This is a genomic window from Pseudomonas meliae, from assembly GCF_001400515.1.
Classification (GTDB): Bacteria; Pseudomonadota; Gammaproteobacteria; order Pseudomonadales; family Pseudomonadaceae; genus Aquipseudomonas; species Aquipseudomonas amygdali.
In genome coordinates this window covers 1-18,879 of the sequence record NZ_LJQT01000281.1, presented here as the reverse complement: position 1 = coordinate 18,879, position 18,879 = coordinate 1, and the positions used below count along the sequence as shown (strand labels likewise).

Here is an 18,879-nt window from a genome sequence, read left to right as displayed (position 1 = left end):
GATGAACAACGAGCCGAAAACCTTGCTGCCTGTCGAAGAGGCTATCGCACGGCTGCTGGCGATGGCCGAGGCCACGCCGATCACTGATCGCCAGCGTGCTCCACTGGCCGATGCCGAAGGCCGTGTGCTGGCGGTAGATCTGATCTCCACTCTGGATCTGCCGCCCTGGCCGAACAGCGCCATGGACGGTTATGCCCTGCGCGTAGCGGACTGGAGCGGCGAGCCGTTGACGGTCAGCCAGCGCATCTTTGCCGGTCAGGCACCCGAGCCGCTGGCACCTGGCACCTGTGCACGAATCTTCACCGGTGCGCCGATGCCTGAAGGTGCCGATTGCGTCGAGATGCAGGAAAACGCCGAGGTGCTGGCGGATCAGCGCGTGTGCTTCAGCGAGCCGCTGAGCGTTGGGCAGAACATTCGCCCACAGGGGCAGGAAACCCGCGTCGGCGACACCGTACTGGCGACCGGGACGCGGCTTGGTCCTATTGAATTGGGCCTGGCCGCTTCGTTGGGCCTCGCCGAGCTTGAGGTGATCCGACGGGTGCGTGTCGCGGTGCTGTCCACCGGCGACGAGTTGATTGAACCAGGTCAGCCATTGGGGCCGGGGCAGATCTACAACAGCAACCGGGTGTTGCTGTGCAGTTGGCTGAAGCGACTCGAATGCGAGGTCGTGGATGCAGGCATCCTGCCGGACGATCTGGCGAAGACTCGTACTGCGCTGGCGAATCTGCACGATGTCGACCTGATCCTCTCCACGGGCGGCGTCTCTGTAGGCGAAGCGGATTTCCTTGGTCACGCATTGCGTGAGGAAGGCGAACTGACGCTCTGGAAGCTGGCCATCAAGCCCGGAAAACCGCTGACTTTCGGGCATTTTCGTGGCGTACCGGTGATTGGCCTGCCCGGCAATCCCGCCTCCACGCTGGTCACCTTCGCTTTGCTGGCGCGTGCTTACCTGCTGCGTCGCCAAGGTGTGATTGACGTAGCGCCGTTGCAGTTTCCGGTGCCCGCAGGGTTCGTCTGGACGCGCCCGGGCAATCGTCGCGAATACCTGCGCGGGCGTCTGGAACAGGGCAGGGCCGTGGCCTATCGCAACCAGAGCTCGGGTGTATTGCGCAGCGCTGCCTGGGCTGACGGCCTGATTGAAGTGCGTGAAGGCTCAACCGTGGCCGAAGGGGACTGGGTCAACTTCATCCCGTTGAGTGAAGTGCTGGGCTGAGTGGATTAATGGTTGGGCGGGCACGCATGAGCTACTCTCAACATCGCTGACAAGTTGGGCAACCGGACTTCGCCCTGGGGTATTGTTATGGCGCCATTGAGAGTGGCTTGTGTGATCCCGACCTACAACGGACGCAAGGATCTGGAACGTCTACTGGACTCGCTGGCTACGCAGACTGCGAGCTTCGATACACTGATCGTCGACTCCAGTTCTTCAGATGGCACGCTGGAGCTGACGCAAGCCCGTTGTGCCAACGTATTGCGCATCGACAGCAAGGACTTCAACCACGGTGGTACCCGGCAGATGATGGTCGATTTGCATCCCGACTACGACGTCTATGTCTATCTGACCCAAGACGCCTACGTTGAAGATATCAATGCCATTGCCAACATTCTGCTGCCTTTCGCAGACCCCAAGGTCGGCGCGGTCTGCGGGCGTCAATTGCCGCACAAGAACGCCAACCTGCTGGCCCAGCATGCACGGTTGTTCAATTACCCTCCGACGTCGCAGATCAAGACTCTGGCCGATGCACGCACGCTGGGCATCAAGACGCCATTCATGTCCAACTCGTTCGCGGCCTATCGCGGTGAAGCGTTGCGGGCGATTGGCGGCTTTCCCCGGCATGTGATTCTTTCCGAAGACATGTACGTCACCGCCAAAATGCTGATCGATGGCTGGAAAGCAGCCTATGAAGGTTCGGCTGTATGCCGTCATTCGCATAACTACAGCCTGCGTGAGGAGTTTTGCCGTTACTTTGATATCGGTGTGTTCCAGTCCCGTGAAGCGTGGATCTACGAAACCTTTGGCGGCATCGGCGGCGAGGGCATGCGTTACGTCAAGTCCGAGCTTAAATTCCTCGGCCCCCGGCGAATTCTCTGGTGGCCCATGTCGTTCGTACGTAATGCGCTGAAGCTGCTGGCCTACAAGCTGAGCAAGCAGGAAAAGCGCCTGCCCCGTGGTGTGAAGAAAAAACTCGGGATGTACAAGCGCTATTGGGACAGTCCTTACGCCTGACCGAACCCTGCGCCGGACGCTGAGCGCCCGGCGTCTGGCACATCAGCTTTTCGCAGCTTCTTCGTCCAGACGGTCGGCCTCGAACAGTTGCGCGAGGTCGGCCCTGGCTTCACGGGCGGTCTGCAGAACCTTGGCGTCGTCGTCATACACTTCATGTTGTGCGGCCAGCACCTGTTCGTCGTGGCGCTTGAAGCGACTGATGCGCGCATCGGCCTGTGCCTCGGTCAGGCCCAGCCCCATCAGGGTCTGACGGCTCATCTCCAGGCTTGAATAGAATGTCTCACGCACGGCATGAGCGCCAATGTCCATCAACCGGTGAACGTGCTGGCGGTTACGTGCACGGGCAATGATCTTCATGTGCGGATACAGCTTGCGGATCAACTCGGCGGTCTTGATGTTGGTGTCCGGATCATCCGTCGCAATGACGAAGTATTCCGCTTCATCAACCTTGGCTGCACGCAGTATTTCCGGGCGCAGCGGGTCGCCATAAAACACCGGCACATTGCCGAAGCTGCGCGAAAACTCGATCGATTCCACAGCGGTATCCAGAGCGATGAAAGGGATTTTCTGCGCCCGCAGGATCCGCGCTACGATTTGCCCCATACGGCCCATGCCAGCGATGACCACGCGTGGTTTGTCGGTCTGGATATCGCGGTACTCGTCCGGCACCTCGACAGGCTTGATCCTGGGTTTGATCCAGCGCGCCAGGGCAATGAACAGCAACGGCGTGATCGCCATCGACAAGGTGATGGTCAGCACCAGCATGTCGTAAAGCCCCGCCTCGAACAGCCCTTGAGCGCTGCCGATCTTGAACACCACGAAGGCAAATTCGCCACCGGCTGCCAACACCAGGCCCAATTGCAGCGCGCTGCGCTTATTGAGACCGCCAGCGGTACGACCGATCAGGAACAGCATCGGCAGCTTGATTCCGATCAACAGCAGCGTCAGGCCCAGCACCGCGAGGGGCGAACTGAGCAGCAAGCCGACGTTGGCACCCATGCCGACACTGATGAAGAACAGCCCCAGCAACAACCCTTTGAACGGCTCGATCTGTGCTTCCAGTTCGTGACGGTATTCGGAGTCTGCCAGTAGCAGACCGGCGAGAAATGCGCCCAGCGCCATGGACACGCCCACCAGTTCCATCAGCCACGCCGTACCAATCACTACCAGCAAGGCAGTGGCGGTCGAGACTTCCTGGATTTTGGTCTTGGCAACGATGCGAAATACCGGACGCAGCAAATAGCGGCCGCCGATCACCACAATGGCAATGCTGCCCAGCACGCGCAGGCCGTGGTTGATGCTTTCGCCGGTGTCCATTGCGTGATCGGCCCCGGCCAGGAATGGCACCATGGCAATCAAGGGAATTGCTGCAATGTCCTGAAACAGCAGGATAGCGAACGCCATCCGGCCATGCGGGCTATTCAACTGCTTGCGCTCGGCCAGACTCTGCAGGCCGAAGGCTGTGGATGACAGCGCCAGGCCAAGACCCAGAATGACCGCAGTGTTCAGCGACTGGCCGAAGGCAAACAACGCGATCCCGCCAATGACCAGGCCCGTCAGCAATACCTGCGCCATGCCTACGCCGAACACCGATTTGCGCATGACCCATAAACGCTTTGGCGACAGCTCAAGACCAATGATGAACAGCAACAAGACCACGCCCAGCTCTGAAATGTGACTGACGCTCTCCGTGTCGCCTATCAAGCCCAGCACCGAAGGGCCGATGATCACTCCCGCGAACAAATAGCCGATCACCGCGCCCAGCTTCAGGCGCTTGGCCAGCGGTACTGTCAGCACGGCGGCGAGTAGAAACACTACTGCGGCCTGCAACAGGCTGCCTTCATGGGGCATGTAAAACTCCTTGGTAATAATTGAACACACTGTTTGAGCAGGGCGGTATTAAAGCATGGGAGTTTTACACGGCAACGTTCATCGCGGCATGACAATAATCAACGCGGTTGATAGAGCGCGCGTGAAGGATGCGAAGGAGGGGAGCAGGGCAGGCTGACTATGCCATTCGTCGCGCATCGGCGTAAGCTATGCGCGCAAACAGGCAGTGCCAACTGCCCGCTCACGAGCATTCAGGAAACCGTTATGACCAACAAGCAGCGTTTGATTTACTCGATTCTGATCGCCCTCGGCGTTCTGGCGATCATGCTGGGCTTGTCGCACCTGCAAAACAGCGGTGTCATCACCGAAAAAACCTTTCAGTACATCGCAATCAGCGTGGCCGTACTGGTCGTGATTCTTAACGGGATCATGCGCCGCAAGGTCAAGCGGTAAGCGCGGCAAGTGGCAAGGATGACGAGGCCCGTTTTACTGGGCACCATCCTTGCTCGCATCACCCAGCCATTGTCGGGCACGAGGGTGCAGGCTGTAGGTCTTGTCGTCATTGAGGTGAATCACGCCTTCATCGCACAGGCGCTTGAGCACTTCGCGCACACTTAGAAACGACAGCGGTACATCAAGCCTGAGCAGTTGGCTGTGCACGCCCCGTACTCCCAAAGGCTGGCCTTCCTCGCTCGATACCAGAAGCGCATCGAGCACCTTGAACCTGACCAGGCTGGTACGCAGACCAAAGCTTTTCAGGAGCAGTCGGATGTGCTCGTTTCCGGGCCTCTCTGTCTCCAGAGCGGGCGACTGTGCCTGCGCAGCCAGTGCTGTTTGGCGCAGCAGGGTGCGAGTCGTGATTCCTTGGCGATTGAACATCCACAAACTCCTTTTCAGGCTTTTTTAAACAATCTCAGTTACTAAGACGAACGAGCGCAGCAAAACCTCAGTTATCAATGGAAAAAAATAAAAACGCCAACACGCACGGGGTGGCCGCAGCGCTGTGCGTTTCAGGGTAGATGAAGATCGGGCAGTCGCGAGGGGACGGTTGATCCGGCTATCGGCGGATACAAAATCGCTCTGCGTCAGTCAGGTGCGCGAGAGCGCTCAGCCTTTCGGAGCGTCGGGTATCCGGCGGTTGAGCACCGGGTTGCCGTTCTGGTTCTGCGTGACATAAACCGGCAGCACCTTGGGCAGAGAGGCCAGCAGGCTGGACAGGTCGCGCGTGTTGAAACTGCCGCCAAGGCGCATGGCACCGGTTGCGGTATCGGCCAGCAGAATAGGCGTTTGCAGGTAGCGATTGATCAGTGGCAAGGCCTGGCTGAGAGGCAGATCATTGAAGATCAGCTTGCCATTACGCCACGCCAGGCTCGAATCCTTTGTGTCGGTCTGGCTGATCAGGGGCGCGTCGTCGCCTGCCTTGTAGCTGGCCTGCATGCCAGGGTCAAGATGATGGCTTGACGACGGATGTGCGCGATCACTGCTGACCTGAACCGAGCCCTCGACCAGCGTTACACGTACCTGGTCCTGATACATCCACACATTGAAGCGTGTGCCCGTGACCTTGATGCTGCCCTTGCCGGCATCGACTACAAAAGGGTGTGTGTTGTCGTGGCTGACCTCAAAGAACGCCTCACCCTTTTTCAGCGTGACGCTGCGTCGATCCTTGTAGTTGGCGTAGGTCAGCTCGGTGCCGAGGTTCAGTTCGGCACGGCTGCCATCTGCCAGTACCACAAGACGCGTCGCGGTATCGGCGTTGTAGGACTCGTAGGTGTCAGGCAGCCAGCCCTGATTCCAGCCCACATAACCGGTGACCGGCACAGCCAGAGCAATGACCGCCGCGGCAGCCGCGAGTGGTGCCACGCGGCGCTTGCGACGAAGTACGGGCTGGTTGCTCTGTGTAGCCTGAATCGGGAGTGCCGGGGCCGGATTGAGCGGTTCGATTTGTCCGGTAATGTCCCAGACTTCCCGCATCGCCTCATACTCCACCGCATGCAAAGGATGGGCTTTCAGCCATTGCTCGAACGCTTTCCGTTCTGCGGCGGTGCAGTCTTCGGCGTGCAGGCGCATGCACCAATGCGCAGCGGCATCGGTGATCGCGTCGTGTTCTGCCTTGCTGAAAAGAGGGTCGCTCATGGGCGCTCCGGCCTATACCGTCGGCGCATTCTACCCTTGGATGTCAGGGAGAGAGAACATTTGCAGGATATTACCCGTCAACGCACAGCGTAATTCCTTGTGAATGCAAGCAGCTCTCATTGAAACCTTTCCGCGACAATCGAGTACGCGTAGTGCGCAGGGAGTTTTTTTGCAGGGCCTGCAGCGCTACTCTCGGTGCTGTTATTTCGTGTGGTTGTTCCCGGTACCTTGCCATGACATGAACAGGAGTCTCAGATGTCCGTCATCCCTAACGATCAGCCGGTCCGGACCGTTTCATATCAGCAACTGACAGATCTGTTGCGGCGGATCTTCCTTGCACACGGCACCTCCCCGGAGGTTGCCGATGTGCTTGCCGAGAACTGCGCCAGCGCTCAGCGCGACGGCTCGCACAGTCATGGCATCTTTCGCATGCCTGGCTACATCTCATCGCTGAACAGCGGCTGGGTGGATCGCAAGGCAGTGCCGTTGATCGAGGATGTCGGTGCTGCATTTGTCAGGGTCGACGCCGGCAACGGCTTTGCCCAGCCTGCGCTAGCGGCGGCCAGTTCATTGCTGATCGACAAAGTGCGCAGTGCCGGGATTGCGGTTCTGGCGATACGCAATTCTCATCACTTTGCCGCGCTGTGGCCGGATGTCGAACCTTTCGCCGAACAGGGGCTGGTCGCCCTGAGCATGGTCAACAGTATGACCTGCGTTGTGCCACACGGTGCGCGTCAGCCCCTGTTCGGCACCAACCCTATTGCCTTCGCTGCACCGCGTGCGGGGGGCGAGCCTGTTGTTTTCGACCTGGCAACCAGCGCCATTGCCCATGGTGATGTTCAGATCGCAGCGCGGGAAGGGCGATTGCTACCAGCGGGTATGGGCGTGGACCGCGAGGGCCGGCCTACTGAAGATCCTCGCACCATTCTCGATGGCGGGGCACTACTGCCCTTTGGCGGTCATAAGGGTTCCGCATTGTCGATGATGGTCGAACTGCTGGCGGCAGGGCTGACAGGCGGTAATTTCTCTTTTGAGTTCGACTGGTCGAAGCATCCCGGCGCGCGGACACCCTGGACCGGCCAGCTGCTGATCGTCATCGATCCGGACAAAGGCAGCGGTCAGCATTTTGCACTGCGTAGCGAGGAACTGGTAAGGCAGCTCCACGGGGCAGGGCAGGAGCGACTGCCGGGGGACCGACGCTACAGCGAGCGTGCGCGGTCGATGGCGCACGGTATCGACATCGCTGAGGCTGATCTGGAACGCTTGCAGGGTCTGGCGGGCGGTTGAGCCGTTTACAAATTCGCTGACCATTCGTCGCAGTCAGTCTTGTGTCGGCGCTCGGTTCTAAATACTGTATGCATGAACAGTAAAAAACGAATGAGGTCTGTCATGTCCCTTAAGTCAGTGCAAACGTCAGTACAAAGCCCGGTTGCTCAGCAGCATCGTACCCTCTCTACCGTCAATGAAATGCAGCGTGAGGATTTCCTCCGGCTGGCGGCAGGTCTTCGTCAGTTCAATGGCTACGAGCAGGATGTATCGATAGCCATTGCGGCAGCCCGCGCGAGTGGCGAATTCCGTCAGGCCAGCGCAATGGAATAGTGCGGCTGGTAGCGGCCATGATGCGTCTCGGGTTGATTGTGAGTATATGTAACGTATATGCTTCATATATTCAATTTGAGGTGAATCATGGGTCTGGTAAAGATTTCCGAAAACATGCACGCCAACCTGCGCTCTGCCAGCGTTGCGCTCAGTCGCTCCATCAATGCGCAGGCTGAGCACTGGATGCGCATCGGCATGCTTGCCGAATTGCACCCGGCACTGGATTACAGCGAGATCTGCCAGATGTTGATCCGTATCGAGAACGCAGGCGGCACGGTGCTGACTGCTTCGAACTTCAACGTTGCAGAGCTTTCTGCGTCCAGCCTTTCCAAGGCGGCCTCATGAGCAGCGCCATCGGTATCAAGACCGGACAGGACCTTGTGCAGTTGCGCATAGCCGGCAGGCTGGCTGCCGATGTACTCGCAATGATCACGCCTTACGTCAAGGCTGGCGTGAGCACCGAAGCGCTGGACGATATCTGCAACGAGTACATCGTCAAGGAGTTGAAAGTGATTCCCGCGAATGTGGGCTATCACGGTTTTACCAAGACCACCTGCATCTCTCCCAATGCAGTGGTCTGTCATGGCATACCTTCTGCCACCGATATTCTGAAAGATGGCGATATCGTCAATATCGATGTCGCGGTCATCAAGGATGGCTGGTACGGCGATACCAGCCGTATGTATCTGGTCGGCGAGGTCAGCCCCTTGGCAAAACGTCTTGTCGAGACGACCTACGAAGCAACCCGCGCCGGTATTCATGCAGTGCGTCCGGGGGCGACGCTGGGTGATATCGGTTATGCCATTCAGAGCATCGCTCATCGTGAAGGCTTCAGTGTGGTGCGTGAATATTGCGGGCACGGCATTGGCCGCAAGTACCATGAAGAGCCTCAGGTTCTGCACTACGGCGCTCAGGGCAAGGGCCTCAGGCTAAAGCCGGGCATGGTGTTCACCATCGAACCGATGATCAATGCCGGCAGGGCCGGTACTCGTACCTTGCCGGATGGCTGGACGGTTCTGACCAGCGATCTTTCATTGTCTGCGCAATGGGAGCATATGGTTGCAGTCACTTCGACCGGTTTTGAACTGCTGACGCCCTGGCCTGAGGGGACAGGCGATTATCCTGCCATTTAAACGTCAGTGGTCTGGCGATTTATGTACACAAAAAATGGCCTTGTCGAAAGGCCATTTTTTTGATCAGGGGTGATGTTTCAGTACTGCGGCGAAGATCTTTTCCAGCGTACTTCTGTTACGCCAAAACGCTCGGCTTGCAAGGTCGCCATTCCTATCGGCCCAGCAGACATATTGCCACTCACTGTGCCGACGCCGGCGTGTAGCGTTGCGCAGTGCAATGCGTCGCACTGGCACATTTGCCTGGTCTGGTGCAGAAAGCAACGAGGTTCGCCATTGAACTGATAGTGAATTTCAAATTCCGTTTGATGATTCATCTTTCCTGCTCGTAAGCCTGACGGCATGCCATCAAAATAGTGTGATTGTTCCAGTGGGGCATGCGCGAGAAGCCTTCTCCGGTCACGCTGCTGTCTTCAGAGCGTAGAACGAAAATCGCGTTGTTTCGAGATGTGGTTGCCAGTTGTCCGATGAGTGGTTTTGGATTCACTCAAACGCATGAATGGATGACCCAATGGTCATCCAAACGAAGATCTTCTGTTTTGAAACAAGCCTCATTTACATGCCTTGAGGTCTACCGGGCCGACAAAATCATTACCCCGACCCATAACGCAGGCGACCTGCTGATTGCGCTGGCGCTCCCAGGCCTGGGGCGGATAAGTCTTGTCCCAGGCTTGATAAAGCTGTTGGTCCTGACGCGACAGGCGCAAGTTGTATTGCTTGCTCATGTAGAAGTAGGTACGGGCGATCATGCCGCGAATGGAAGGGCGAGGCATGACCTTTTTCGCCTTGAAATCCACTTGCGTCAGGCAAGAACCGTACTGGCCTTTTTGCTCGGGTACCCAGCCAAAGCTGAAGTTGCTGCGGTCGCCATTCACTTCGCCGATGCTGGGTACCAGGTTATGCAGGTCTGCCTCGGCGCGTTTATAAACGGCATCGGTCTTTGTGCAGTTTTTGCGCCCGCCGTTCTGCCAGCATTGGCGCAGATGGCCGATCTGCCAGGCTGGAACAATGTGCTCCCATTCAATGCGACTGGCGCGCTTGGCGCTCTTGCGCGGGACATAGCCGCAGCCAGCAATATCGACCCGGTTGCCGGTGTATTTACAGCCGCAGTAAAATTCGGTCGATTGTGGTGCGTATAACCCCCAGGCGACTTTCTTGGCTTCGCTGAAAGTACGCGGAGCTTGGGCCTGAGCGCTGAATGAAGCGGTGATGAGCAGGGTGGTGCAAAGCAGTGTCGAGAATCGAAACATCATGCCGTCAGTCTTCCTTCGGCAACGTCCAGAATATTTGCACACCACCATCGTCGCGCCAGGCGAGGGTGACGTTGTCGTTCTCGGCTATTTCTTCAAGAAGCTGCGCCCAGTCGTCCTCTGACTCATCCGGTTGACGAAAAAGCAGGGCAGCCCTGGATTTCTGAGCGGTAGGCGAGTTGATGATCTTCTGTACCCGCATGCCCATGCGCTCGTAAGGGCCGGGAGTGGAGGCGGTCGCTGCGGTTTGTTTGGCCACGGATAGGGTTCCTGATTTTCGCTGTGCGGGCATACAGTATTTCAGTGTCGGATCTTTCGCAACATCTATGTAAGATAAAGCGCTTGAAATGGCACACTATTGTCTTGAAAAACCAACGCTCCCGGAGTCGCGCATGAATATCAAGTCACTGACATTTCCGTTACTGGCCGCAACTGCTGTACTGCTGGCAGGCTGTTCCACGCCTTCGGTCGTCACGCTTCAGAACGGCACACAATACATCACCAAGGACATGCCCAAGACCAAGAGTCGTGATGGTTTCTACGAGTTTGAAGACATCTCCGGCAAGAGAGTCCGGATCAAGGCCGACGAAGTGGCTACGGTCAGACCGGAGGAGTGAAATCCGACTGAACGCTAATGCTCGTTCCCTGTGCGGTTGGGGGCGAGCAGTACACACAGATTTCATTTCCGATGGATTGACAAACCCTGCGGGTTTTTTCATAGTTCATCCCTCGCAAACGTTTGCGTGTTGATGTATTGCATCGACCCTGCGTCGTTCGCCCGAACAATAATCACAAGATCGGAGATGAACTCATGAAGCTGCCATTTGCTGGACGCCTTCTCGCTGTCGCCATGTTCGCTGCTGTCACGGCAGTCATGCCCCTCTCTGCTGCATACGCTCAGACGCCTGAAAAACCCAAGGTCGCACTGGTGATGAAGTCGCTCGCCAATGAATTTTTCCTGACCATGGAAGACGGTGCCAAGGCTTATCAGAAAGAGCACGCCACCGACTTCGACCTTATTTCCAACGGGATCAAGGACGAGTCAGACACCTCTGCACAGATTCGTATCGTCGAGCAGATGATTGTCTCCAAAGTCGACGCCCTGGTGATCGCGCCTGCCGACTCCAAGGCGTTGGTGCCGGTGCTCAAGAAAGCTACAGACGCCGGTATCAAAGTCGTCAATATCGACAACCAGCTTGATCCCGACGTGCTCAAAAGCAAAAGCCTGATGATTCCGTTCGTGGGGCCGGACAACCGCAAAGGTGCCGAGCTGGTAGGCGACTACCTGGCCAAGCAACTCAAGAGCGGTGACGAAGTCGGCATTATCGAAGGCGTGCCGACCACCACTAACGCTCAGCAACGCACCGCCGGTTTCAAGGATGCCATGGACAAGGCGCAGATGAAGATCGTGTCTGTGCAGTCTGGCAACTGGGAAATCGACAAGGGCAACGCCGTTGCTTCGGCGATGCTCAATGAATACCCGAACCTGAAGGCCCTGCTGGCCGGCAATGACAGCATGGCCCTGGGGGCGGTTTCTGCGGTGCGTGCAGCAGGCAAGGCTGGCAAGGTCATGGTGGTGGGTTACGACAACATCAACGCGATCAAACCGATGCTCAAGGATGGCCGAGTGTTGGCCACTGCTGACCAGTTTGCAGCCAAACAAGCGGTCTTCGGTATTGAAGCTGCGTTGAAGCTGGTCAAAGGCGAGAAGGTCGACACCAACGAAAAAGGCGTCATCGAAACGCCGGTAGAGCTCGTTACCAAACCTTGATCCACGCCGCGTAAAGGTGCCCGTCCTTGAAGGACGGGCGCTGGGAGAAATCTATGTCAGCGTCTGTTCAGACAGCTGTTCTTTCGGTCAGTGGCATCGGTAAAACCTACGCTCAACCCGTGCTCGGTGACGTCGATCTGACGTTGATGCGTGGCGAAGTGCTGGCCCTGACCGGGGAAAACGGTGCCGGTAAAAGCACCTTGTCGAAAATCATTGGCGGCCTGGTGACGCCCACTACCGGGCGCATGGAGTTTCAAGGGCAGCCTTATGAACCTGCGAGTCGTACCCAGGCCGAAAAGCTCGGGGTTCGCATGGTCATGCAGGAACTGAACCTGCTGCCGACCCTGACCGTTGCCGAAAACCTGTTCCTTGACGACCTGCCGCGTCGTGCTGGCTGGATCGACCGCAAGCGCCTGCGTGAAAATGCGATCAAGGCTATGGCTCAGGTGGGTCTGGACGCTATTGATCCCGATACGCTGGTCGGCGATTTGGGCATCGGTCATCAGCAGATGGTCGAGATCGCTCGCAACCTGGTTGGCGACTGCCATGTGCTGATCCTCGACGAGCCTACTGCCATGCTCACCTCACGCGAGGTGGAAATGCTGTTCGAGCAGATCACGCGGCTGCAGGCTCGTGGTGTCTCGATCATCTACATCTCCCACCGGCTTGAGGAGCTTGCCAGAGTGTCTCAGCGCATAGCCGTACTGCGCGATGGCAAGCTGGTGTGCGTCGAGCCGATTGCCCGCTACAACAGCGAGCAACTGGTCACGTTGATGGTCGGCCGTGAACTTGGCGAACACATGGACATGGGCGCCCGGCAGATTGGCGAAGTAGCGCTGTCAGTCAAGGGGCTCAGTCGTGCCGGCAAGGTTCAGGATGTTTCGTTCGATGTGCGACGAGGTGAAATCTTCGGTATTTCCGGGCTGATCGGTGCCGGGCGCACCGAGTTGCTGCGCCTGATCTACGGTGCAGATGTTGCCGACAGTGGTGCGATTGAAGTTGGGCAGCCACTGCAAGCCGTCACCATCCGTTCACCCTCGGACGCCGTGGAGCACGGTATTGCCCTGATCACGGAAGACCGCAAGAGCGAAGGACTGCTGATGTCGCAGTCAATCAGCGCCAACATTGCGCTGGGTAATATGCATTCGATCTCCAGAGCAGGCCTGGTCAACACCGATGACGAACTGAAGCTGGCGCAGCGCCAGGTGGCTGCCATGCGTATTCGCAGTTCCAGTCCGGACCAGCTGGTCTCCGAGCTGTCAGGCGGTAATCAGCAGAAGGTCGTGATCGGTCGCTGGCTGGAACGTGATTGCCCAGTGATGCTGTTCGACGAACCGACCCGAGGTATCGACGTCGGTGCCAAATTCGATATCTACGCGCTGCTGGCCGAATTGACCCGTCAGGGCAGGGCGCTGGTGGTGGTTTCCAGTGATCTGCGCGAACTGATGTTGATCTGCGATCGTATCGGTGTGCTGTCTGCCGGTCGCCTGATCGACACGTTCGAGCGCGACAGCTGGACCCAGGACCAATTGCTTGCCGCTGCCTTTGCCGGTTATCAGAAACGTGACGCGCTGCTCAATGACGCCGCGCCCAGGAACGACTTATGAAAAATACTCCTTCTCCGACGCTGACCGTGCCGGCCCGTCGCGGCGGCAATTACTTTGGTCTTGGCACCTACATCGGGCTGGCGGGTGCGCTGCTGGTGATGATCGTGCTGTTTTCCCTGCTCAGCGATCACTTTCTGTCCTATCAGACATTCAGCATGCTGGCCAACCAGATCCCTGACCTGATGGTGCTGTCGGTCGGCATGACGCTGATCCTCATCATCGGCGGTATCGACCTGTCCGTTGGGTCGGTGCTGGCGCTGGCTGCTTCGGCTGTGAGTGTGGCCATCCTGGGCTGGGGCTGGAGTGTGTTCCCGGCCGCCTTGCTAGGCATCGCCTGCGCGACCCTGGCCGGTACGATTACCGGCTCCATTACTGTTGCCTGGCGCATCCCTTCGTTCATCGTCTCCCTCGGTGTGCTTGAGATGGCCCGTGGCGCGGCCTACCAGATGACCAATTCGCGCACCGCTTATATCGGTGATTCGTTCGCCTGGCTGTCTGACCCGATCGCGTTCGGTATCGCGCCGTCCTTCATCATCGCACTGCTGGTTATTTTCATTGCTCAGGCGGTGCTGACCCGTACCGTTTTTGGTCGCTACCTGATCGGCATCGGCACCAATGAAGAAGCGGTGCGTCTGGCCGGTATCAATCCCAAACCCTACAAGATTCTGGTGTTCTCGCTGATGGGCCTGTTGGCCGGTGTGGCGGCGCTGTTTCAGATATCGCGACTGGAAGCGGCTGATCCGAATGCCGGTGCCGGGCTTGAGCTGCAAGTGATTGCCGCCGTCGTGATCGGTGGCACCAGCCTGATGGGCGGGCGCGGTTCGATCATCAGTACTTTTTTCGGCGTGCTGATCATTTCGGTACTGGCCGCAGGCCTGGCGCAGATCGGTGCGACCGAGCCGACCAAACGCATCATCACTGGTGCGGTGATTGTGATCGCAGTAGTGCTGGACACCTACCGCAGTCACCGGGCACGGTGCCAGGGCTGATATGGCGACTATCAAGGATGTCGCGGCGCTGGCGGGAATCTCGTACACCACGGTTTCCCATGTGCTGAACAAGACCCGGCCGGTGAGCGAGCCGGTCAGGCTCAAGGTCGAGGCGGCCATCGCGCAGCTCGATTATGTGCCCAGCGCTGTGGCGCGTTCGCTGAAGGCCAGGAGCACATCGACTATCGGCCTGTTGATTCCCAACGGTATAAATCCGTATTTCGCCGAGTTGGCGAGGGGCATCGAGGACTACTGTGAGCGCAACGGTTTTTGCGTGATCCTCTGTAATTCCGACGACAACCCGGAAAAACAGCGCAGTTACCTGCGTGTTTTGCTGGAAAAGCGCGTTGACGGGTTGATTGTCTCGTCTGTGGCGGGTGATGCCAGCGTCGCCTGTGGCCTCACCGAGGTGCGCACGCCGCTGGTAATCGTCGACCGCGAGCTGCAAGGCATCGAAGCTGACATGGTGCGCATCGATCACGAGCAGGGTGCCTGGCTGGCAACCCGACATCTGCTTGATCTGGGGCATCGTCACATTGCCTGCATTGGCGGGCCGCGTGACAGCATGGTCGCCGAGATGCGCCTGGCGGGTTATCGGCGGGCCATGCAGCAGGCATCCGTCGAGGTCGGCCCGGATTGGGCGGTGCACAGCGAATTTACCAGTTCGGCTGGCCATGCGGCTGCGAAGCTGCTGCTGGCCGGTCATGCGCCAACAGCGATCTTTGCCGGCAACGATGTCATCGCCATCGGTGTGCTGCGCGCTGCCGCCGAGCGTTCGATTCGCGTGCCTCAGGATCTGTCGGTCATCGGCTTTGATGACATTCAGATGAGCCGCTACGTTTATCCGGCCCTCACCACCGTGGGGCAATCGATCATGCAACTGGGCGAAACCGCCGCCGAAATGTTGTTAAACCGAATCGCCGCACCGCATACAGTTCCTGTCGAAAAAAGACTCGTGACGCCTTGCGTCGTGGTGCGCGAGTCCACGGCAGCGCCGAACACTTTGTCCAATGAATGACGCGCACGCACAGCAACGGATTAATGAGCCATGCAAGCAAAAATAGTGATAGTGGGCAGTCTGAACATGGATCTGGTCATCCGCGCCCAGCGCCTGCCGCGCCCCGGCGAGACGCTGAGCGGGGAAACGTTCGACACCGTGCCTGGCGGTAAAGGCGCCAACCAGGCAGTTGCCGCAGCGCGCCTGGGTGGCAGTGTGGCGATGATCGGCTGTGTGGGTGCCGATGCCTACGGGGAACAGCTGCGTGCAGCACTGCTGGCCGAGCATATCGACTGTCAGGCCGTGACGGTCGTTGAAGGCGTGTCCACCGGGATCGCTTCGATTGTGGTCGACGCCAGCAGTCAGAATGCAATTGTCATCGTTGCTGGAGGCAATGGTCGGCTCACTCCGGCATTGATCGAGCGTTTCGACGCATTGCTGGCGGGTTCCGGGATCGTCATTTGCCAGCTTGAAGTACCGACTGAAACAGTTTTCCACACCCTTACCCGCGCCCGCGCGCTGGGCAAGACCGTCATTCTCAATCCTGCCCCGGCCAGCGAGCCTTTGCCGGCAAACTGGTATGGCCTGATCGACTATCTGATCCCCAATGAAAGCGAGGCGCAGACCCTGACCGGTGTGACTGTCGACTCCTCGGCGGCGGCTGAAGAGGCGGCAGCGGCCATGCTGGCGGCCGGGGCGCGCAACGTAATCATTACCCTGGGTGAGCGCGGGACCCTGTTCGCCAGTGCTGCGGGCGTGGAACATATCCCTGCGCGTCGTGTACAGTCCGTGGACACCACCGCTGCAGGTGATACCTTTGTCGGTGGTTTTGCCGCAGCACTGGCGGCGGGTCAGAGTGAATCGCAGGCCATTCGCTTCGGTCAGGCCGCGGCAGCCATATCCGTGACCCGCGCGGGTGCCCAGCCGTCCATCCCGACGTTCGAGGAAGTAAAGGAATTCGATTCACTATGAAAAAGACCCCGCTACTCAACATTGCCCTGTCTCGCGTCATTGCGTCGCTGGGGCATGGCGACATCCTGATGATCGTCGACGCTGGAATGCCAGTACCGGCAGGCGTCGAGCTGATCGACCTGGCGCTGACTCGCGGCGTACCTGATTTCGTCAGTGTGCTGGACGTGGTGCTGAGTGAGATGCAGGTCGAAAGCCATGTGCTGGCCAGCGAAATGGCCGAGGTCAAGCCGCCCGCATTGCAGGTCATCGAAAGCCTGAACCTCGATGATCAATTGGGTCAGCAGCGCTGGATAAGCCATGAGGACCTGAAAGTATTGAGCCGCAAGGCCAGGGCAATCATCCGTACCGGAGAATGCCAGCCGTACAATAATGTTGCGCTGGTTTCCGGAGTTGTGTTCTAGCCATCAAGAAAGGGAGTTTCATATGACGTTGATGCAGTTTTCCAGACAGTTCATTCGTGGAGCATTGCTCTTGTCCATACTGAGTAGCGCTGCCGTTCAGGCGGCAGAAAAGCGTGATCTGATCATCGATACCGATCCCGGCGCGGACGACGTCGTTGCGCTGCTACTGGCGCTGGCGTCACCCGAAGAATTGAACGTGATGGCGATCACCACCGTGGCCGGCAATGTCCGTCTGGACAAGACCTCGCGCAATGCCAGGCTGGCGCGTGAATGGGCCGGGCGTGAAGAAGTGCCGGTGTATGCCGGTGCGCCCAAACCGTTGGTGCGCACACCTATCTACGCCGAAAACGTTCACGGTCAGGAGGGGTTGCCCGGCGTGCCCGTGCATGAGCCAGCCAAGGGGTTGGCCGACGGTAATGCAGTCGATTACCTGATCCGCACCTTGAGCAAGGCCAAGCCGCACAGCATCACTATCGCCATGCTCGGTCCGCAGACCAACCTGGCGCTGGCGCTCGTACAGGCACCGGAAATCACCCAGGGCATCAAGGAAGTGGTGGTCATGGGGGGGGCGCATTTCAACGGCGGTAACATTACGCCGGTTGCCGAATTCAACCTGTTTGCTGACCCGCATGCTGCGCAGATCGTTCTGGCCAGTGGTGTGAAGCTTACTTACGTACCGTTGGACGTGACCCACAAGATCCTGACCAGCGAACAACGCCTCAAGCAGATTGCCGCATTGGGCAATAACGCCGGCAAGCTGGTCGACGGCATTCTCAATGAATACGTCAAACTGGACATGGAGCATTACGGCTTGCCTGGTGGTCCGGTTCACGATGCCAGTGTCATTGCCTGGTTGCTCAAGCCCGAGTTGTTTTCCGGGCGGCAGATCAACGTTGCGGTCGACACCCGCGAGGGCATTGGTTTCGGCCAGACGGTGGCTGACTGGTACGGCACGCTCAAGCAGCCGCAGAATGTATTCTGGGTCGAGAATGGCAACGCTCAGGGTTTCTTCGATCTGCTGACCGAGCGTCTGGCGCGACTGAAGTAACCCATCACGCGGGCTGCAACAGGTGCATCAGACCGGCAGCCCTGCCGTGGCATAACGGCTCAGTACCTGGCTGATGAAGGCGCGGGCACCCTCGGTGCCCAGTTCCTTGATCAGCAGGTCGACGGCAATGATCATCAGCTCTTCCGGGTTTCCGGGGCTGTGCGAGCAGTGGCCCTGAGGCCATCTGGCCTTGATGTCTGCATCCAGAGTTATGGCTGTCATGTCTGTTGATCTCCAGTAAAGGGTCACGCACTACGCTGTTCGCTTCCCGGCGCTTGCGTCTCTCGCAGTAAACCATCCCGCGCACATTTTGACACTTCTACTTACATCTCATCCCGATAGTCCGAGTCTATGGCCATAGGTTGTAAACGTTTTGTGACGATTTCACCGCGCGCCTTGTGTGATCCCAAGGCAGACTCTCGGCCCAGGCAGATCAACAGGTTACCGATGGCTTCTCAACTGAGGTGTGCAACCAACGCGCCTGAGTGCGGTCGGACAGGTCTGGAATGTTTTATTGGCAGAGGAGGGTGTATGCCCCGGAAGTTCGCAACATTGGGTTTTGTGGTCGTGGCGTCGTTGCTGGCCGGATGCAGCAGCACGTCCTCTGATAAGGGCGCTGAAGCGTCCGTCAAGGCAGACGCACCCGCATCCGCCAGTAACGCGATACCTGGCCGTTGTGATGCAGGGCTTGGCCAGTTCGCAATCGGCAAGCCAGCGTCCATCGACCTTCTGTCACAAGTGCGCGCCCGTACCGGTTCTCAGGATGCCCGCATTCTCGGGCCTGACGATATGGTTACGCTGGAATACCGATCCGAGCGGGTAAACGTTAATACCGACGCTTCGGGAAAGGTGACACGCATCAACTGCGGTTGAGTCGGCACTTTTCTGTGGCGCATAAAAAACCCCGTCAGTGACGGGGTTA

At 58.3% G+C, this 18,879-nt stretch carries 23 protein-coding genes; 16 read left to right on the top strand and 7 right to left on the bottom strand.

Annotated features, from left to right (window positions below):
- Position 1: 1 nt before the first annotated feature.
- Positions 2-1,213, top strand: a complete 1,212-nt coding sequence (locus tag ALO64_RS13015) for a molybdopterin molybdotransferase MoeA (protein WP_044343781.1) — start codon at positions 2-4, stop codon at positions 1,211-1,213.
- A gap of 87 nt (positions 1,214-1,300) precedes the next feature.
- Positions 1,301-2,227 carry a glycosyltransferase gene (locus tag ALO64_RS13010; RefSeq protein WP_044343782.1) on the top strand — a complete coding sequence of 309 codons (927 nt, stop codon included), beginning with the start codon at positions 1,301-1,303 and terminating at the stop codon, positions 2,225-2,227.
- A gap of 42 nt (positions 2,228-2,269) precedes the next feature.
- On the opposite strand, the gene ALO64_RS13005 is transcribed toward ALO64_RS13010, so the two are convergent.
- The gene (locus tag ALO64_RS13005; protein ID WP_002553134.1) at positions 2,270-4,078 is read right to left on the bottom strand and encodes a monovalent cation:proton antiporter-2 (CPA2) family protein; all 1,809 of its coding nucleotides are present in this window, start codon (positions 4,076-4,078) and stop codon (positions 2,270-2,272) included.
- 243 nt (positions 4,079-4,321) lie between these two features.
- Between ALO64_RS13005 and ALO64_RS13000 the strand changes: the two genes are divergently transcribed.
- Complete coding sequence (locus ALO64_RS13000) at positions 4,322-4,510, top strand: hypothetical protein (protein ID WP_005779813.1); 189 nt, start codon at positions 4,322-4,324, stop codon at positions 4,508-4,510.
- A 33-nt stretch (positions 4,511-4,543) separates the two neighbouring features.
- Here ALO64_RS13000 and ALO64_RS12995 read toward each other — a convergent pair whose 3' ends face one another.
- A complete protein-coding gene (locus ALO64_RS12995) occupies positions 4,544-4,936 on the bottom strand; it encodes a Fe2+/Zn2+ uptake regulation protein (RefSeq protein ID WP_044343783.1) in 393 nt (130 codons plus the stop codon).
- Positions 4,937-5,164: 228 nt separating this feature from the next.
- Positions 5,165-6,193, bottom strand: a complete 1,029-nt coding sequence (locus ALO64_RS12990) for a FecR family protein (protein ID WP_002553138.1) — start codon at positions 6,191-6,193, stop codon at positions 5,165-5,167.
- Between the two features lie 255 nt (positions 6,194-6,448).
- Here ALO64_RS12990 and ALO64_RS12985 point away from each other — a divergent pair, with 255 nt between their 5' ends.
- The 4 genes from ALO64_RS12985 to map all read left to right on the top strand — a co-directional run bounded on the left by ALO64_RS12985 (position 6,449) and on the right by map (position 8,925).
- Positions 6,449-7,480 carry an Ldh family oxidoreductase gene (locus tag ALO64_RS12985; RefSeq protein WP_044343784.1) on the top strand — a complete coding sequence of 344 codons (1,032 nt, stop codon included), beginning with the start codon at positions 6,449-6,451 and terminating at the stop codon, positions 7,478-7,480.
- A 102-nt stretch (positions 7,481-7,582) separates the two neighbouring features.
- Positions 7,583-7,792 (top strand): hypothetical protein, encoded by a 210-nt coding sequence (locus ALO64_RS12980; RefSeq protein ID WP_004662355.1) that lies wholly within the window; start codon positions 7,583-7,585, stop codon positions 7,790-7,792.
- A gap of 87 nt (positions 7,793-7,879) precedes the next feature.
- Positions 7,880-8,137, top strand: a complete 258-nt coding sequence (locus ALO64_RS12975) for a ParD-like family protein (RefSeq protein ID WP_002553140.1) — start codon at positions 7,880-7,882, stop codon at positions 8,135-8,137.
- Positions 8,134-8,925, top strand: a complete 792-nt coding sequence (gene map, locus ALO64_RS12970; protein WP_044343785.1) for a type I methionyl aminopeptidase — start codon at positions 8,134-8,136, stop codon at positions 8,923-8,925. Before ALO64_RS12975 ends, map begins: the two co-directional genes overlap by 4 nt.
- A gap of 77 nt (positions 8,926-9,002) precedes the next feature.
- On the opposite strand, the gene ALO64_RS25685 is transcribed toward map, so the two are convergent.
- The 3 genes from ALO64_RS25685 to ALO64_RS12960 all read right to left on the bottom strand — a co-directional run bounded on the left by ALO64_RS25685 (position 9,003) and on the right by ALO64_RS12960 (position 10,431).
- Positions 9,003-9,239: a DUF6555 family protein gene (locus ALO64_RS25685; RefSeq protein ID WP_002553142.1), complete on the bottom strand. Its 237-nt coding sequence runs from the start codon at positions 9,237-9,239 to the stop codon at positions 9,003-9,005.
- A gap of 234 nt (positions 9,240-9,473) precedes the next feature.
- Positions 9,474-10,175: an endonuclease gene (locus ALO64_RS12965; RefSeq protein WP_005732586.1), complete on the bottom strand. Its 702-nt coding sequence runs from the start codon at positions 10,173-10,175 to the stop codon at positions 9,474-9,476.
- Positions 10,176-10,179: 4 nt separating this feature from the next.
- Complete coding sequence (locus ALO64_RS12960; RefSeq protein ID WP_004662361.1) at positions 10,180-10,431, bottom strand: DUF1654 domain-containing protein; 252 nt, start codon at positions 10,429-10,431, stop codon at positions 10,180-10,182.
- A gap of 133 nt (positions 10,432-10,564) precedes the next feature.
- On the opposite strand from ALO64_RS12960, the gene ALO64_RS12955 reads away from it, so the two are divergent.
- The 8 genes from ALO64_RS12955 to ALO64_RS12920 all read left to right on the top strand — a co-directional run bounded on the left by ALO64_RS12955 (position 10,565) and on the right by ALO64_RS12920 (position 17,957).
- Complete coding sequence (locus tag ALO64_RS12955; RefSeq protein WP_002553145.1) at positions 10,565-10,789, top strand: YgdI/YgdR family lipoprotein; 225 nt, start codon at positions 10,565-10,567, stop codon at positions 10,787-10,789.
- 233 nt (positions 10,790-11,022) lie between these two features.
- Complete coding sequence (locus ALO64_RS12950; protein WP_369812058.1) at positions 11,023-11,943, top strand: sugar ABC transporter substrate-binding protein; 921 nt, start codon at positions 11,023-11,025, stop codon at positions 11,941-11,943.
- 53 nt (positions 11,944-11,996) lie between these two features.
- A complete protein-coding gene (locus tag ALO64_RS12945) occupies positions 11,997-13,550 on the top strand; it encodes a sugar ABC transporter ATP-binding protein (protein ID WP_005732589.1) in 1,554 nt (517 codons plus the stop codon).
- Entirely contained in the window at positions 13,547-14,539 is a 993-nt protein-coding gene (locus tag ALO64_RS12940) for an ABC transporter permease (protein ID WP_044343786.1), read from the top strand. The genes ALO64_RS12945 and ALO64_RS12940 overlap by 4 nt, the downstream gene beginning before the upstream one ends.
- 1 nt (position 14,540) lies before the next feature.
- Positions 14,541-15,557 carry a LacI family DNA-binding transcriptional regulator gene (locus ALO64_RS12935; protein ID WP_044343787.1) on the top strand — a complete coding sequence of 339 codons (1,017 nt, stop codon included), beginning with the start codon at positions 14,541-14,543 and terminating at the stop codon, positions 15,555-15,557.
- A gap of 30 nt (positions 15,558-15,587) precedes the next feature.
- Positions 15,588-16,508 (top strand): ribokinase, encoded by a 921-nt coding sequence (gene rbsK / locus ALO64_RS12930; RefSeq protein WP_044343788.1) that lies wholly within the window; start codon positions 15,588-15,590, stop codon positions 16,506-16,508.
- Positions 16,505-16,909 (top strand): D-ribose pyranase, encoded by a 405-nt coding sequence (gene rbsD / locus ALO64_RS12925; protein ID WP_044343789.1) that lies wholly within the window; start codon positions 16,505-16,507, stop codon positions 16,907-16,909. The genes rbsK and rbsD overlap by 4 nt, the downstream gene beginning before the upstream one ends.
- Before the next feature lie 22 nt (positions 16,910-16,931).
- On the top strand, positions 16,932-17,957 hold the full coding sequence (locus ALO64_RS12920; RefSeq protein WP_002553153.1) for a nucleoside hydrolase: 1,026 nt from the start codon (positions 16,932-16,934) through the stop codon (positions 17,955-17,957).
- 27 nt (positions 17,958-17,984) lie between these two features.
- Here ALO64_RS12920 and ALO64_RS12915 read toward each other — a convergent pair whose 3' ends face one another.
- Positions 17,985-18,179: a hypothetical protein gene (locus ALO64_RS12915; protein WP_002553154.1), complete on the bottom strand. Its 195-nt coding sequence runs from the start codon at positions 18,177-18,179 to the stop codon at positions 17,985-17,987.
- 309 nt (positions 18,180-18,488) lie between these two features.
- Between ALO64_RS12915 and ALO64_RS12910 the strand changes: the two genes are divergently transcribed.
- Positions 18,489-18,830, top strand: a complete 342-nt coding sequence (locus ALO64_RS12910; protein WP_002553155.1) for an I78 family peptidase inhibitor — start codon at positions 18,489-18,491, stop codon at positions 18,828-18,830.
- Positions 18,831-18,879 lie beyond the last annotated feature (49 nt).

What these genes read in the sequence shown, in the direction of transcription:
- ALO64_RS13015 (WP_044343781.1), top strand. Translation starts at nt 2, where the DNA reads ATGAACAACGAGCCGAAAACCTTGCTGCCTGTCGAAGAGGCTATCGCA.
- ALO64_RS13010 (WP_044343782.1), top strand. Translation starts at nt 1,301, where the DNA reads ATGGCGCCATTGAGAGTGGCTTGTGTGATCCCGACCTACAACGGACGC.
- ALO64_RS13005 (WP_002553134.1), bottom strand. Translation starts at nt 4,078, where the DNA reads ATGCCCCATGAAGGCAGCCTGTTGCAGGCCGCAGTAGTGTTTCTACTC.
- ALO64_RS13000 (WP_005779813.1), top strand. Translation starts at nt 4,322, where the DNA reads ATGACCAACAAGCAGCGTTTGATTTACTCGATTCTGATCGCCCTCGGC.
- ALO64_RS12995 (WP_044343783.1), bottom strand. Translation starts at nt 4,936, where the DNA reads ATGTTCAATCGCCAAGGAATCACGACTCGCACCCTGCTGCGCCAAACA.
- ALO64_RS12990 (WP_002553138.1), bottom strand. Translation starts at nt 6,193, where the DNA reads ATGAGCGACCCTCTTTTCAGCAAGGCAGAACACGACGCGATCACCGAT.
- ALO64_RS12985 (WP_044343784.1), top strand. Translation starts at nt 6,449, where the DNA reads ATGTCCGTCATCCCTAACGATCAGCCGGTCCGGACCGTTTCATATCAG.
- ALO64_RS12980 (WP_004662355.1), top strand. Translation starts at nt 7,583, where the DNA reads ATGTCCCTTAAGTCAGTGCAAACGTCAGTACAAAGCCCGGTTGCTCAG.
- ALO64_RS12975 (WP_002553140.1), top strand. Translation starts at nt 7,880, where the DNA reads ATGGGTCTGGTAAAGATTTCCGAAAACATGCACGCCAACCTGCGCTCT.
- map (WP_044343785.1), top strand. Translation starts at nt 8,134, where the DNA reads ATGAGCAGCGCCATCGGTATCAAGACCGGACAGGACCTTGTGCAGTTG.
- ALO64_RS25685 (WP_002553142.1), bottom strand. Translation starts at nt 9,239, where the DNA reads ATGAATCATCAAACGGAATTTGAAATTCACTATCAGTTCAATGGCGAA.
- ALO64_RS12965 (WP_005732586.1), bottom strand. Translation starts at nt 10,175, where the DNA reads ATGATGTTTCGATTCTCGACACTGCTTTGCACCACCCTGCTCATCACC.
- ALO64_RS12955 (WP_002553145.1), top strand. Translation starts at nt 10,565, where the DNA reads ATGAATATCAAGTCACTGACATTTCCGTTACTGGCCGCAACTGCTGTA.
- ALO64_RS12950 (WP_369812058.1), top strand. Translation starts at nt 11,023, where the DNA reads ATGTTCGCTGCTGTCACGGCAGTCATGCCCCTCTCTGCTGCATACGCT.
- ALO64_RS12945 (WP_005732589.1), top strand. Translation starts at nt 11,997, where the DNA reads ATGTCAGCGTCTGTTCAGACAGCTGTTCTTTCGGTCAGTGGCATCGGT.
- ALO64_RS12940 (WP_044343786.1), top strand. Translation starts at nt 13,547, where the DNA reads ATGAAAAATACTCCTTCTCCGACGCTGACCGTGCCGGCCCGTCGCGGC.
- ALO64_RS12935 (WP_044343787.1), top strand. Translation starts at nt 14,541, where the DNA reads ATGGCGACTATCAAGGATGTCGCGGCGCTGGCGGGAATCTCGTACACC.
- rbsK (WP_044343788.1), top strand. Translation starts at nt 15,588, where the DNA reads ATGCAAGCAAAAATAGTGATAGTGGGCAGTCTGAACATGGATCTGGTC.
- rbsD (WP_044343789.1), top strand. Translation starts at nt 16,505, where the DNA reads ATGAAAAAGACCCCGCTACTCAACATTGCCCTGTCTCGCGTCATTGCG.
- ALO64_RS12920 (WP_002553153.1), top strand. Translation starts at nt 16,932, where the DNA reads ATGACGTTGATGCAGTTTTCCAGACAGTTCATTCGTGGAGCATTGCTC.
- ALO64_RS12915 (WP_002553154.1), bottom strand. Translation starts at nt 18,179, where the DNA reads ATGACAGCCATAACTCTGGATGCAGACATCAAGGCCAGATGGCCTCAG.
- ALO64_RS12910 (WP_002553155.1), top strand. Translation starts at nt 18,489, where the DNA reads ATGCCCCGGAAGTTCGCAACATTGGGTTTTGTGGTCGTGGCGTCGTTG.